Here is a 14,458-nt window from a genome sequence, read left to right on the forward strand (position 1 = left end):
AAAGTAAGAAATGGTTAAGTTAGAAAGGGCGCACGGTGGATGCCTTGGCACTAGGAGCCGATGAAGGACGGGACGAACACCGATATGCTTCGGGGAGCTGTAAGCAAGCTTTGATCCGGAGATTTCCGAATGGGGAAACCCACTGCTCGTAATGGAGTAGTATCCATACTTGAATACATAGAGTATGAGAAGGCATACCCGGGGAACTGAAACATCTAAGTACCCGGAGGAAGAGAAAGCAAATGCGATTCCCTGAGTAGCGGCGAGCGAAACGGGAACAGCCCAAACCAAGAGGCTTGCCTCTTGGGGTTGTAGGACACTCTATACGGAGTTACAAAGGAACGATATAAGCGAAGAGGTCTGGAAAGGCCCGCCAAAGAAGGTAACAGCCCTGTAACTGAAATGTTGTTCTCTCCAGAGTGGATCCTGAGTACGGCGGAACACGTGAAATTCCGTCGGAATCCGGGAGGACCATCTCCCAAGGCTAAATACTCCCTAGTGACCGATAGTGAACCAGTACCGTGAGGGAAAGGTGAAAAGCACCCCGGAAGGGGAGTGAAATAGATCCTGAAACCGTGTGCCTACAAGTAGTCAGAGCCCGTTAACGGGTGATGGCGTGCCTTTTGTAGAATGAACCGGCGAGTTACGATCCCGTGCAAGGTTAAGCAGAAGATGCGGAGCCGCAGCGAAAGCGAGTCTGAATAGGGCGCATGAGTACGTGGTCGTAGACCCGAAACCAGGTGATCTACCCATGTCCAGGGTGAAGTTCAGGTAACACTGAATGGAGGCCCGAACCCACGCACGTTGAAAAGTGCGGGGATGAGGTGTGGGTAGGGGTGAAATGCCAATCGAACCTGGAGATAGCTGGTTCTCTCCGAAATAGCTTTAGGGCTAGCCTCAAGGTAAGAGTCTCGGAGGTAGAGCACTGATTGGACTAGGGGCCCCTACCGGGTTACCGAATTCAGTCAAACTCCGAATGCCGATGACTTATCCTTGGGAGTCAGACTGCGAGTGATAAGATCCGTAGTCGAAAGGGAAACAGCCCAGACCGCCAGCTAAGGTCCCAAAGTATACGTTAAGTGGAAAAGGATGTGGAGTTGCTTAGACAACCAGGATGTTGGCTTAGAAGCAGCCACCATTTAAAGAGTGCGTAATAGCTCACTGGTCGAGTGACTCTGCGCCGAAAATGTACCGGGGCTAAACGTATCACCGAAGCTGCGGACTGTTCTTACGAACAGTGGTAGGAGAGCGTTCTAAGTGCAGTGAAGTCAGACCGGAAGGACTGGTGGAGCGCTTAGAAGTGAGAATGCCGGTATGAGTAGCGAAAGACGGGTGAGAATCCCGTCCACCGAATGCCTAAGGTTTCCTGAGGAAGGCTCGTCCGCTCAGGGTTAGTCGGGACCTAAGCCGAGGCCGAAAGGCGTAGGCGATGGACAACAGGTTGATATTCCTGTACCACCTCCTCACCATTTGAGCAATGGGGGGACGCAGGAGGATAGGGTAAGCGCGGTATTGGATATCCGCGTCCAAGCAGTTAGGCTGGGAAATAGGCAAATCCGTTTCCCGTGAAGGCTGAGCTGTGATGGCGAGCGAAATTTAGTAGCGAAGTTCCTGATTCCACACTGCCAAGAAAAGCCTCTAGCGAGGTGAGAGGTGCCCGTACCGCAAACCGACACAGGTAGGCGAGGAGAGAATCCTAAGGTGATCGAGAGAACTCTCGTTAAGGAACTCGGCAAAATGACCCCGTAACTTCGGGAGAAGGGGTGCTTCTTAGGGTGTTAAAGCCCCGAGAAGCCGCAGTGAATAGGCCCAGGCGACTGTTTAGCAAAAACACAGGTCTCTGCGAAGCCGTAAGGCGAAGTATAGGGGCTGACGCCTGCCCGGTGCTGGAAGGTTAAGAGGAGCGCTTAGCGTAAGCGAAGGTGCGAATTGAAGCCCCAGTAAACGGCGGCCGTAACTATAACGGTCCTAAGGTAGCGAAATTCCTTGTCGGGTAAGTTCCGACCCGCACGAAAGGCGCAACGATCTGGGCACTGTCTCAACGAGAGACTCGGTGAAATTATAGTACCTGTGAAGATGCAGGTTACCCGCGACAGGACGGAAAGACCCCGTGGAGCTTTACTGCAGCCTGATATTGAATGTTGGTACAGCTTGTACAGGATAGGTAGGAGCCTTGGAAACCGGAGCGCTAGCTTCGGTGGAGGCATCGGTGGGATACTACCCTGGCTGTATTGACCTTCTAACCCGCTGCCCTTATCGGGCAGGGAGACAGTGTCAGGTGGGCAGTTTGACTGGGGCGGTCGCCTCCTAAAATGTAACGGAGGCGCCCAAAGGTTCCCTCAGAATGGTTGGAAATCATTCGCAGAGTGTAAAGGCACAAGGGAGCTTGACTGCGAGACCTACAAGTCGAGCAGGGACGAAAGTCGGGCTTAGTGATCCGGTGGTTCCGCATGGAAGGGCCATCGCTCAACGGATAAAAGCTACCCCGGGGATAACAGGCTTATCTCCCCCAAGAGTCCACATCGACGGGGAGGTTTGGCACCTCGATGTCGGCTCATCGCATCCTGGGGCTGTAGTCGGTCCCAAGGGTTGGGCTGTTCGCCCATTAAAGCGGTACGCGAGCTGGGTTCAGAACGTCGTGAGACAGTTCGGTCCCTATCCGTCGCGGGCGCAGGAAATTTGAGAGGAGCTGTCCTTAGTACGAGAGGACCGGGATGGACGCACCGCTGGTGTACCAGTTGTTCTGCCAAGGGCATCGCTGGGTAGCTATGTGCGGACGGGATAAGTGCTGAAAGCATCTAAGCATGAAGCCCCCCTCAAGATGAGATTTCCCATTCCGCAAGGAAGTAAGATCCCTGAAAGATGATCAGGTTGATAGGTCTGAGGTGGAAGCGTGGTGACACGTGGAGCTGACAGATACTAATAGATCGAGGACTTAACCTATATTCTAATGTGAAAAATGAACATTGTTATCTAGTTTTGAGAGAACATTCTCTCCATCAGGTTTGGTGGCGATAGCGAAGAGGTCACACCCGTTCCCATACCGAACACGGAAGTTAAGCTCTTCAGCGCCGATGGTAGTTGGGGGTTTCCCCCTGTGAGAGTAGGACGCCGCCAAGCTTTTCAAAGGATCAGTTCCAGTCGGAACTGGTCTTTTTTGTGTTTTAATAAATGATATATCTATTTATATTGAAAATAGTGGTCTTTTACTACATTCTCAATAACTCATTCATTTCATCCCCTTCACTGGAATTCTAGACATTCTATAAAATTCTTATCATCCAATCTCGTCGCTCGCTCATCTTGCTAAGAGTCAACATCGAAAGAGTAAACATGTCTAAAAAGGATCTTCTCTTCTGGCAACCATATGTAGTGAACTGCGCTTGCTGCTAGATCATTGAAACCTACATAAGAGAGCAAAGGGCATCTTGGTTTGCTAATGAGAGAGGGGAGGAAGATTTGAGTTAAGCACCACAATGTTTGATGAGGCAAGGGAACATTGAGACGAATTTTTGGAAAATGACCAGGATCAATTTAATATAAAGCAAATATACAAAATGGTTTCTCGGAAAAATAAAATAATAAAAAAATTCGTTTCTATATGCACGCTATCTGAGGATTTAAGGAATGAAACAAACATTTTTCAGCTTTAAAAGAGCTGTTTTTACATTGAAAAAGCGCTATTAATGCCCTTTTTAACAAAAAAACATAAAAAAATGAAAAAAAGACTTTTAAAATGAAGAGACAAGTGGTAAACTTCTTTAGGTGCCTTAACGAAAAGATGTGAAAAAATAGCTTTAAAATAAATTCAAAAATTATTTTAAAAAAGTCTTTACAAACAATATCTTATCGTTATATAATACTATTTGTCAGATCGAGAGACATTCGAAACGACATAATATGGAGGATTAGCTCAGCTGGGAGAGCATCTGCCTTACAAGCAGAGGGTCGGCGGTTCGAGCCCGTCATCCTCCACCATATTTATTCTTACATAATGTTAGGATAGATAAAGCCGGTGTAGCTCAACTGGTAGAGCAACTGACTTGTAATCAGTAGGTTGGGGGTTCAAGTCCTCTTGCCGGCACCACTTTCATATGGTAAGATAGACAAGTCGCTTTAAAAGCGAGCCATTAGCTCAGTTGGTAGAGCATCTGACTTTTAATCAGAGGGTCGAAGGTTCGAGTCCTTCATGGCTCACCATTTTCATGCGGGTGTGGCGGAATTGGCAGACGCGCTAGACTTAGGATCTAGTGTCTTTATGACGTGGGGGTTCAAGTCCCTTCACCCGCATTGCCAAACAACATAAAGAAATCCTGTAATGCGGAAGTAGTTCAGTGGTAGAACACCACCTTGCCAAGGTGGGGGTCGCGGGTTCGAATCCCGTCTTCCGCTTATACCATCCACGCCGGGGTGGTGGAATTGGCAGACACACAGGACTTAAAATCCTGCGGTAGGTGACTACCGTGCCGGTTCAAGTCCGGCCCTCGGCATTATAAAATAAGCGCCCGTAGCTCAATTGGATAGAGCGTTTGACTACGGATCAAAAGGTTAGGGGTTCGACTCCTCTCGGGCGCGCCATTAAGATCGGGAAGTAGCTCAGCTTGGTAGAGCACTTGGTTTGGGACCAAGGGGTCGCAGGTTCGAATCCTGTCTTCCCGACCATCTTTTATGGGGCCTTAGCTCAGCTGGGAGAGCGCCTGCCTTGCACGCAGGAGGTCAGCGGTTCGATCCCGCTAGGCTCCACCAATATGATCTTTGAAAACTAAACAAGACAAAACGTACCTGTTAATTCGAGTTTTTATAAAAAATTCTATGATACATCATAGGTAGTCAGTCAAACACTGACGAAAAACAAAACTTCGGTTTTGTACTTTTTCGGAGAGTTTGATCCTGGCTCAGGACGAACGCTGGCGGCGTGCCTAATACATGCAAGTCGAGCGGACAGAAGGGAGCTTGCTCCCGGATGTTAGCGGCGGACGGGTGAGTAACACGTGGGTAACCTGCCTGTAAGACTGGGATAACTCCGGGAAACCGGAGCTAATACCGGATAGTTCCTTGAACCGCATGGTTCAAGGATGAAAGACGGTTTCGGCTGTCACTTACAGATGGACCCGCGGCGCATTAGCTAGTTGGTGAGGTAACGGCTCACCAAGGCGACGATGCGTAGCCGACCTGAGAGGGTGATCGGCCACACTGGGACTGAGACACGGCCCAGACTCCTACGGGAGGCAGCAGTAGGGAATCTTCCGCAATGGACGAAAGTCTGACGGAGCAACGCCGCGTGAGTGATGAAGGTTTTCGGATCGTAAAGCTCTGTTGTTAGGGAAGAACAAGTGCAAGAGTAACTGCTTGCACCTTGACGGTACCTAACCAGAAAGCCACGGCTAACTACGTGCCAGCAGCCGCGGTAATACGTAGGTGGCAAGCGTTGTCCGGAATTATTGGGCGTAAAGGGCTCGCAGGCGGTTTCTTAAGTCTGATGTGAAAGCCCCCGGCTCAACCGGGGAGGGTCATTGGAAACTGGGAAACTTGAGTGCAGAAGAGGAGAGTGGAATTCCACGTGTAGCGGTGAAATGCGTAGAGATGTGGAGGAACACCAGTGGCGAAGGCGACTCTCTGGTCTGTAACTGACGCTGAGGAGCGAAAGCGTGGGGAGCGAACAGGATTAGATACCCTGGTAGTCCACGCCGTAAACGATGAGTGCTAAGTGTTAGGGGGTTTCCGCCCCTTAGTGCTGCAGCTAACGCATTAAGCACTCCGCCTGGGGAGTACGGTCGCAAGACTGAAACTCAAAGGAATTGACGGGGGCCCGCACAAGCGGTGGAGCATGTGGTTTAATTCGAAGCAACGCGAAGAACCTTACCAGGTCTTGACATCCTCTGACAACCCTAGAGATAGGGCTTTCCCTTCGGGGACAGAGTGACAGGTGGTGCATGGTTGTCGTCAGCTCGTGTCGTGAGATGTTGGGTTAAGTCCCGCAACGAGCGCAACCCTTGATCTTAGTTGCCAGCATTCAGTTGGGCACTCTAAGGTGACTGCCGGTGACAAACCGGAGGAAGGTGGGGATGACGTCAAATCATCATGCCCCTTATGACCTGGGCTACACACGTGCTACAATGGACAGAACAAAGGGCTGCGAGACCGCAAGGTTTAGCCAATCCCACAAATCTGTTCTCAGTTCGGATCGCAGTCTGCAACTCGACTGCGTGAAGCTGGAATCGCTAGTAATCGCGGATCAGCATGCCGCGGTGAATACGTTCCCGGGCCTTGTACACACCGCCCGTCACACCACGAGAGTTTGCAACACCCGAAGTCGGTGAGGTAACCTTTATGGAGCCAGCCGCCGAAGGTGGGGCAGATGATTGGGGTGAAGTCGTAACAAGGTAGCCGTATCGGAAGGTGCGGCTGGATCACCTCCTTTCTAAGGATATATGGAGCAGTGTGCGTTTTCGTCTTGTTTAGTTTTGAAGGATCATTCCTTCAAACATGTCTCTAGCGAGACAGGATTGTTCTTTGAAAACTAGATAACAATAAGTAATACATTCACATTGAATGCAATGCAAAGTTCATCACACATAGTGATTCTTTCTAAAGTAAGAAATGGTTAAGTTAGAAAGGGCGCACGGTGGATGCCTTGGCACTAGGAGCCGATGAAGGACGGGACGAACACCGATATGCTTCGGGGAGCTGTAAGCAAGCTTTGATCCGGAGATTTCCGAATGGGGAAACCCACTGCTCGTAATGGAGTAGTATCCATACTTGAATACATAGAGTATGAGAAGGCATACCCGGGGAACTGAAACATCTAAGTACCCGGAGGAAGAGAAAGCAAATGCGATTCCCTGAGTAGCGGCGAGCGAAACGGGAACAGCCCAAACCAAGAGGCTTGCCTCTTGGGGTTGTAGGACACTCTATACGGAGTTACAAAGGAACGATATAAGCGAAGAGGTCTGGAAAGGCCCGCCAAAGAAGGTAACAGCCCTGTAACTGAAATGTTGTTCTCTCCAGAGTGGATCCTGAGTACGGCGGAACACGTGAAATTCCGTCGGAATCCGGGAGGACCATCTCCCAAGGCTAAATACTCCCTAGTGACCGATAGTGAACCAGTACCGTGAGGGAAAGGTGAAAAGCACCCCGGAAGGGGAGTGAAATAGATCCTGAAACCGTGTGCCTACAAGTAGTCAGAGCCCGTTAACGGGTGATGGCGTGCCTTTTGTAGAATGAACCGGCGAGTTACGATCCCGTGCAAGGTTAAGCAGAAGATGCGGAGCCGCAGCGAAAGCGAGTCTGAATAGGGCGCATGAGTACGTGGTCGTAGACCCGAAACCAGGTGATCTACCCATGTCCAGGGTGAAGTTCAGGTAACACTGAATGGAGGCCCGAACCCACGCACGTTGAAAAGTGCGGGGATGAGGTGTGGGTAGGGGTGAAATGCCAATCGAACCTGGAGATAGCTGGTTCTCTCCGAAATAGCTTTAGGGCTAGCCTCAAGGTAAGAGTCTCGGAGGTAGAGCACTGATTGGACTAGGGGCCCCTACCGGGTTACCGAATTCAGTCAAACTCCGAATGCCGATGACTTATCCTTGGGAGTCAGACTGCGAGTGATAAGATCCGTAGTCGAAAGGGAAACAGCCCAGACCGCCAGCTAAGGTCCCAAAGTATACGTTAAGTGGAAAAGGATGTGGAGTTGCTTAGACAACCAGGATGTTGGCTTAGAAGCAGCCACCATTTAAAGAGTGCGTAATAGCTCACTGGTCGAGTGACTCTGCGCCGAAAATGTACCGGGGCTAAACGTATCACCGAAGCTGCGGACTGTTCTTACGAACAGTGGTAGGAGAGCGTTCTAAGTGCAGTGAAGTCAGACCGGAAGGACTGGTGGAGCGCTTAGAAGTGAGAATGCCGGTATGAGTAGCGAAAGACGGGTGAGAATCCCGTCCACCGAATGCCTAAGGTTTCCTGAGGAAGGCTCGTCCGCTCAGGGTTAGTCGGGACCTAAGCCGAGGCCGAAAGGCGTAGGCGATGGACAACAGGTTGATATTCCTGTACCACCTCCTCACCATTTGAGCAATGGGGGGACGCAGGAGGATAGGGTAAGCGCGGTATTGGATATCCGCGTCCAAGCAGTTAGGCTGGGAAATAGGCAAATCCGTTTCCCGTGAAGGCTGAGCTGTGATGGCGAGCGAAATTTAGTAGCGAAGTTCCTGATTCCACACTGCCAAGAAAAGCCTCTAGCGAGGTGAGAGGTGCCCGTACCGCAAACCGACACAGGTAGGCGAGGAGAGAATCCTAAGGTGATCGAGAGAACTCTCGTTAAGGAACTCGGCAAAATGACCCCGTAACTTCGGGAGAAGGGGTGCTTCTTAGGGTGTTAAAGCCCCGAGAAGCCGCAGTGAATAGGCCCAGGCGACTGTTTAGCAAAAACACAGGTCTCTGCGAAGCCGTAAGGCGAAGTATAGGGGCTGACGCCTGCCCGGTGCTGGAAGGTTAAGAGGAGCGCTTAGCGTAAGCGAAGGTGCGAATTGAAGCCCCAGTAAACGGCGGCCGTAACTATAACGGTCCTAAGGTAGCGAAATTCCTTGTCGGGTAAGTTCCGACCCGCACGAAAGGCGCAACGATCTGGGCACTGTCTCAACGAGAGACTCGGTGAAATTATAGTACCTGTGAAGATGCAGGTTACCCGCGACAGGACGGAAAGACCCCGTGGAGCTTTACTGCAGCCTGATATTGAATGTTGGTACAGCTTGTACAGGATAGGTAGGAGCCTTGGAAACCGGAGCGCTAGCTTCGGTGGAGGCATCGGTGGGATACTACCCTGGCTGTATTGACCTTCTAACCCGCTGCCCTTATCGGGCAGGGAGACAGTGTCAGGTGGGCAGTTTGACTGGGGCGGTCGCCTCCTAAAATGTAACGGAGGCGCCCAAAGGTTCCCTCAGAATGGTTGGAAATCATTCGCAGAGTGTAAAGGCACAAGGGAGCTTGACTGCGAGACCTACAAGTCGAGCAGGGACGAAAGTCGGGCTTAGTGATCCGGTGGTTCCGCATGGAAGGGCCATCGCTCAACGGATAAAAGCTACCCCGGGGATAACAGGCTTATCTCCCCCAAGAGTCCACATCGACGGGGAGGTTTGGCACCTCGATGTCGGCTCATCGCATCCTGGGGCTGTAGTCGGTCCCAAGGGTTGGGCTGTTCGCCCATTAAAGCGGTACGCGAGCTGGGTTCAGAACGTCGTGAGACAGTTCGGTCCCTATCCGTCGCGGGCGCAGGAAATTTGAGAGGAGCTGTCCTTAGTACGAGAGGACCGGGATGGACGCACCGCTGGTGTACCAGTTGTTCTGCCAAGGGCATCGCTGGGTAGCTATGTGCGGACGGGATAAGTGCTGAAAGCATCTAAGCATGAAGCCCCCCTCAAGATGAGATTTCCCATTCCGCAAGGAAGTAAGATCCCTGAAAGATGATCAGGTTGATAGGTCTGAGGTGGAAGCGTGGTGACACGTGGAGCTGACAGATACTAATAGATCGAGGACTTAACCTATATTCTAATGTGAAAAATGAACATTGTTATCTAGTTTTGAGAGAACATTCTCTCCATCAGGTTTGGTGGCGATAGCGAAGAGGTCACACCCGTTCCCATACCGAACACGGAAGTTAAGCTCTTCAGCGCCGATGGTAGTTGGGGGTTTCCCCCTGTGAGAGTAGGACGCCGCCAAGCTTTTCAAAGGATCAGTTCCAGTCGGAACTGGTCTTTTTTGTGTTTTTGGGACGTTTGGCACCAGATAAATGTGGAAATAATATTGTTAGTTGAGCGATTATCTTGAAAAATCGATCGAAAAAATTTATAGTAAGATTAAAGTCAAATATAGTCAAAGTCAATGGAGGAGGAGGCGGAGTGGCACAAAATATTTCTGATATCATCGAGCAGTATTTGAAGGAAGTCTTGGATCAGAATGGTCGAGAAATATTAGAAATTAAACGCAATGAAATTGCAGATAAGTTTCAATGCGTACCTTCACAAATTAACTATGTTATCAATACACGCTTTACGAGCGAAAGAGGTTATATCGTCGAAAGTAAGCGTGGCGGCGGTGGCTATATCCGTATCATTAAAGTCAAAATGAATGATGAAGTCGATTTATTGAACAACATTATTTCCCAAATATATCATCGTTTATCACAGGCTGCATCTGATCATATCATTATGCGTCTTGTTGAGAACAACATTTTATCCGAAAGAGAAGCAAAGATGATGATTAGTGTCATGGACCGTTCTGTTTTACACATTGATTTACCTGAACGAGATGAACTGCGGGCTCGGATGATGAAAGCGATGTTAAATGCTTTGAAATTAAAGTAAAGCGGGTGAAAAGATTGATTTGTCAAGAATGCAATGAGAGACCAGCCACTTTTCACTTTACGAAAGTAATAAATGGAGAAAAACAAGAAATGCACATATGTGAACAATGTGCAAAAGAAAACAGTGATTCATATGCTATGAGTGGAAACCAAGGTTTCTCGATTCACAACTTATTATCAGGCTTATTGAATATTGATCCTAGCTTTACCACAAGTGCGAATAAAGGATCATCTATTTTTCAAGAGGCAAGAGAAGTGGATCAATGTCCTAAGTGTGGCTTAACTTTTCAGCAATTCAGGAAAACAGGCCGTTTTGGCTGTGCAGAATGTTATCGAACCTTTGATCAGTATTTAAATCCTGTTTTAAGGAAAGTCCATAGTGGAAATACAGTCCATAATGGAAAAGTCCCTAAACGGATTGCCGGCAGTCTGCATGTTCGCCGGAAACTTGAGTTAATGCAGCAAGAACTGAAGCAGCTGATTGAACAGGAAGAGTTTGAAAAAGCAGCGGAAGTTCGAGATCAAATTCGTGCATTAGAGCATGAGCAATCTCAGCAGAGGGAGGGAGATTAACGACATGTCGCTCCAGCATTTTATTCAAGACGCATTAAGTCAATGGATGAAACAGAAAGGACCAGAAAGTGACATTGTTCTAAGCAGTCGTATTCGGCTGGCACGCAATCTAGAGCATGTTCGTTTCCCAACTCAGTTTTCTCAAGAGGAGGCTGAAGCTGTTCTTCAGCAATTCGAGCAAAAGTTTGCGAGCCAGGAAGTGAAGGAAATTGGAAACTTTGTTCTGATTCGAATGAATGAAACGCAGCCTTTGGCTAAAAGGGTACTTGTTGAAAAGCATTTGATTAGCCCCAATTTAGCAGAATCAAGATTTGGCGGCTGTTTGCTTTCAGAAAATGAAGAAATCAGTGTCATGCTGAATGAGGAAGACCATATTCGTATTCAATGCTTGTTCCCAGGATTTCAGCTGGCTAATGCACTAAAAGCAGCTAACCAAATAGATGACTGGATTGAAGAGCAAGTGGATTATGCGTTTTCAGAAAAGCGAGGATACTTAACGAGCTGTCCGACCAATGTAGGTACAGGTATTAGGGCTTCAGTCATGATGCACTTACCAGCATTAGCCCTGACAAGACAAATGAATCGCATTATTCCTGCAATTAATCAATTAGGTCTTGTGGTCAGAGGAATTTATGGTGAGGGTAGCGAAGCAATAGGAAACATCTTTCAAATTTCAAATCAAATGACACTGGGTCAATCAGAAGAAGATATTGTAGATGACTTGAATAGTGTGACGGCGCAGCTCATTGAACAAGAGCGATCTGCACGTAAGGCATTATATCAGACGTCTAAAATTGAACTTGAAGACAGAGTGTACCGTTCCTTGGGGATTTTGGCTAATTGTCGCATGATTGAATCTAAGGAAACGGCTAAGTGTTTGTCAGATGTGCGACTTGGAATTGATTTAGGTATCATTAAGGGGCTTTCAAGTAATATACTGAATGAACTCATGATTTTGACACAGCCTGGCTTCCTTCAGCAATATTCAGGAGGAGCCTTGGAACCAAATGAAAGAGATATAAAACGAGCAGCAATTATCAGAGAAAGGCTGCGCTTAGAAATGCATAGGAATGGACAGGAGGATGAAACGATATGATGTTTGGAAGATTCACTGAAAGAGCTCAAAAGGTATTAGCACTTGCACAAGAAGAAGCCATTCGCCTAGGCCATAAGAACATCGGAACAGAGCATATTTTACTTGGTCTTGTACGTGAAGGTGAGGGCATCGCCGCAAAAGCATTAGAAGCACTGGGCCTTGTTTCAGATAAAATCCAAAAAGAAGTCGAGAGCTTGATTGGAAGAGGGCAAGAGGTGTCTCAAGCTATTCCTCATTACACACCTAGAGCGAAGAAGGTTACGGAGCTTTCTATGGATGAAGCGAGAAAGCTTGGTCATTCCTATGTAGGGACAGAACATATTCTTTTAGGTCTTATTCGTGAGGGAGAGGGTGTAGCTGCCCGTGTCTTAAATAACCTCGGAGTGAGCTTAAATAAAGCACGCCAGCAAGTATTGCAGCTTCTAGGCAGCAATGAAACGGGTGCATCTGCGTCAGGATCTAATAGCAATGCCAATACACCAACTTTAGATAGCTTGGCAAGAGACTTAACGGCTATTGCGAAAGAGGACAGCTTGGACCCTGTGATTGGCCGCAGCAAAGAAATTCAGCGTGTCATTGAGGTCCTAAGTAGAAGAACAAAGAATAACCCTGTCTTGATTGGGGAGCCTGGTGTTGGTAAAACAGCGATCGCAGAAGGCCTCGCACAGCAAATTATTCACAACGAAGTGCCTGAAATTCTGCGTGATAAACGAGTCATGACACTTGATATGGGAACCGTTGTAGCGGGAACGAAATATCGTGGTGAATTCGAGGATCGTTTGAAAAAAGTCATGGACGAAATCCGTCAGGCTGGAAATATCATTCTCTTCATTGATGAACTTCATACACTGATTGGTGCAGGTGGAGCAGAGGGTGCGATTGATGCCTCTAATATTCTAAAACCATCTTTAGCACGTGGTGAGCTTCAATGTATCGGGGCAACAACGTTAGATGAGTACCGTAAATATATTGAAAAAGATGCTGCACTTGAACGTCGATTCCAGCCAATTCAAGTGGACCAGCCATCTGTTGATGAAAGTATTCAAATTTTAAGAGGGCTTAGAGACCGTTATGAAGCACATCACCGTGTGTCTATTACAGATGAAGCCATTGAGGCGGCGGTAAAGCTTTCTGATCGTTATATCTCCGATCGTTTCCTTCCAGATAAGGCGATCGACTTAATTGATGAGGCGGGTTCAAAAGTTCGCTTACGTTCTTTCACAACACCGCCTAATCTAAAGGAACTTGAGCAAAAGCTGGATGAAGTACGCAAGGAAAAGGATGCAGCTGTTCAAAGTCAAGAATTTGAAAAAGCCGCTTCTCTTCGTGATACGGAGCAACGTTTGCGTGAAAAGGTAGAAGTGACGAAGAAATCTTGGAAAGAAAAGCAGGGACAAGAGAATTCAGAGGTTTCTGTGGATGATATCGCAATGGTTGTTTCTAGCTGGACGGGAGTACCTGTTTCAAAAATTGCTCAAACAGAAACAGATAAGCTTCTAAACATGGAACAATTGCTCCACTCTCGCGTCATTGGACAGGATGAAGCAGTTGTTGCTGTTGCAAAAGCTGTAAGACGTGCCCGTGCTGGACTAAAAGATCCGAAACGTCCGATTGGCTCCTTTATTTTCTTAGGGCCAACAGGTGTTGGTAAGACTGAGCTTGCAAGAGCACTCGCTGAGTCTATCTTCGGTGATGAAGAAGCGATGATTCGTATTGATATGTCTGAGTACATGGAAAAACACTCGACTTCAAGACTTGTTGGATCACCTCCAGGCTATGTGGGCTATGATGAGGGCGGTCAGCTGACTGAAAAAGTGAGAAGAAAGCCGTATTCTGTCGTGCTTCTAGATGAGATTGAAAAGGCGCACCCTGATGTGTTTAACATCTTACTTCAAGTGTTAGAAGATGGTCGTCTCACTGATTCTAAAGGTCGTACTGTTGACTTTAGAAATACGATTTTGATTATGACTTCAAACGTTGGAGCTAGTGAGCTGAAGCGCAATAAATATGTTGGCTTTAACGTGCAGGATGAAAGTCAAAATTACAAAGATATGAAAGGCAAAGTAATGGGTGAGCTGAAACGTGCGTTTAGACCAGAGTTCATCAACCGTATTGATGAAATCATTGTCTTCCACTCACTCGAAAAGAAACATCTAAAAGAGATTGTGTCTCTCATGTCTGATCAATTGACAAAACGACTAAAAGAGCAGGACCTTTCAATTGAATTGACGGAAGCAGCAAAAGCCAAGATTGCCGACGAAGGTGTAGATCTTGAGTATGGTGCTCGTCCGTTAAGAAGAGCGATTCAAAAGCACGTCGAGGATCGACTTTCTGAGGAATTGCTGAAAGGCAATATTGAAAAGGGCCAACATATCGTATTAGATGTAGAAGATGGAGAAATTGTCGTAAAAGCAACGGCTGCTACGAACTAATATAGT

General features: G+C 47.8%; 4 protein-coding genes, 9 tRNA genes and 5 rRNA genes. All 18 read left to right on the plus strand.

The genetic code is table 11. From position 1 onward, the window contains the following. The first annotated feature begins 12 nt into the window (after window positions 1–12). The 18 genes from NSQ64_RS00550 to clpC all read left to right on the plus strand — a co-directional run bounded on the left by NSQ64_RS00550 (window position 13) and on the right by clpC (window position 14,452). Window positions 13–2,943 (plus strand): 23S ribosomal RNA (locus tag NSQ64_RS00550). Window positions 2,944–3,004: 61 nt separating this feature from the next. After that, window positions 3,005–3,120, plus strand: a 5S ribosomal RNA gene (gene rrf / locus NSQ64_RS00555). A 782-nt stretch (window positions 3,121–3,902) separates the two neighbouring features. Then, a tRNA-Val gene (locus NSQ64_RS00560) sits at window positions 3,903–3,978 on the plus strand. Between the two features lie 33 nt (window positions 3,979–4,011). Then, window positions 4,012–4,087, plus strand: a tRNA-Thr gene (locus NSQ64_RS00565). A 37-nt stretch (window positions 4,088–4,124) separates the two neighbouring features. Then, window positions 4,125–4,200, plus strand: a tRNA-Lys gene (locus NSQ64_RS00570). A 7-nt stretch (window positions 4,201–4,207) separates the two neighbouring features. Next, window positions 4,208–4,290, plus strand: a tRNA-Leu gene (locus tag NSQ64_RS00575). Between the two features lie 30 nt (window positions 4,291–4,320). Beyond that, window positions 4,321–4,392 (plus strand) — tRNA-Gly (locus NSQ64_RS00580). A gap of 12 nt (window positions 4,393–4,404) precedes the next feature. Further along, window positions 4,405–4,490, plus strand: a tRNA-Leu gene (locus NSQ64_RS00585). Window positions 4,491–4,501: 11 nt separating this feature from the next. Continuing rightward, window positions 4,502–4,578 (plus strand) — tRNA-Arg (locus tag NSQ64_RS00590). 7 nt (window positions 4,579–4,585) lie between these two features. Continuing rightward, window positions 4,586–4,662 (plus strand) — tRNA-Pro (locus NSQ64_RS00595). An 8-nt stretch (window positions 4,663–4,670) separates the two neighbouring features. Then, window positions 4,671–4,746, plus strand: a tRNA-Ala gene (locus tag NSQ64_RS00600). 126 nt (window positions 4,747–4,872) lie between these two features. Next, window positions 4,873–6,421 (plus strand): 16S ribosomal RNA (locus NSQ64_RS00605). 181 nt (window positions 6,422–6,602) lie between these two features. Beyond that, window positions 6,603–9,533: ribosomal RNA gene (locus tag NSQ64_RS00610) — 23S ribosomal RNA — on the plus strand. Window positions 9,534–9,594: 61 nt separating this feature from the next. Beyond that, window positions 9,595–9,710 (plus strand): 5S ribosomal RNA (rrf, locus tag NSQ64_RS00615). Together the 16S, 23S and 5S rRNA genes with 9 tRNA genes alongside form the textbook arrangement of a ribosomal RNA operon. 177 nt (window positions 9,711–9,887) lie before the next feature. Next, a complete protein-coding gene (locus tag NSQ64_RS00620; RefSeq protein WP_003217184.1) occupies window positions 9,888–10,352 on the plus strand; it encodes a CtsR family transcriptional regulator in 465 nt (154 codons plus the stop codon). A 14-nt stretch (window positions 10,353–10,366) separates the two neighbouring features. Further along, complete coding sequence (locus NSQ64_RS00625; protein ID WP_007496258.1) at window positions 10,367–10,924, plus strand: UvrB/UvrC motif-containing protein; 558 nt, start codon at window positions 10,367–10,369, stop codon at window positions 10,922–10,924. Window positions 10,925–10,928: 4 nt separating this feature from the next. Continuing rightward, a complete protein-coding gene (locus tag NSQ64_RS00630) occupies window positions 10,929–12,020 on the plus strand; it encodes a protein arginine kinase (protein ID WP_065459669.1) in 1,092 nt (363 codons plus the stop codon). Next, window positions 12,017–14,452, plus strand: a complete 2,436-nt coding sequence (clpC, locus tag NSQ64_RS00635) for an ATP-dependent protease ATP-binding subunit ClpC (RefSeq protein ID WP_058337230.1) — start codon at window positions 12,017–12,019, stop codon at window positions 14,450–14,452. The genes NSQ64_RS00630 and clpC overlap by 4 nt, the downstream gene beginning before the upstream one ends. Window positions 14,453–14,458 lie beyond the last annotated feature (6 nt).

This window comes from Bacillus sp. FSL W8-0183, from assembly GCF_038006825.1.
In the GTDB taxonomy this organism is placed as follows: domain Bacteria; phylum Bacillota; class Bacilli; order Bacillales; family Bacillaceae; genus Bacillus; species Bacillus altitudinis.

Excerpts from the sequence above, each read along its gene's own strand:
- NSQ64_RS00630 (WP_065459669.1), top strand. The coding sequence starts at position 10,929 with ATGTCGCTCCAGCATTTTATTCAAGACGCATTAAGTCAATGGATGAAA.
- clpC (WP_058337230.1), top strand. The coding sequence starts at position 12,017 with ATGATGTTTGGAAGATTCACTGAAAGAGCTCAAAAGGTATTAGCACTT.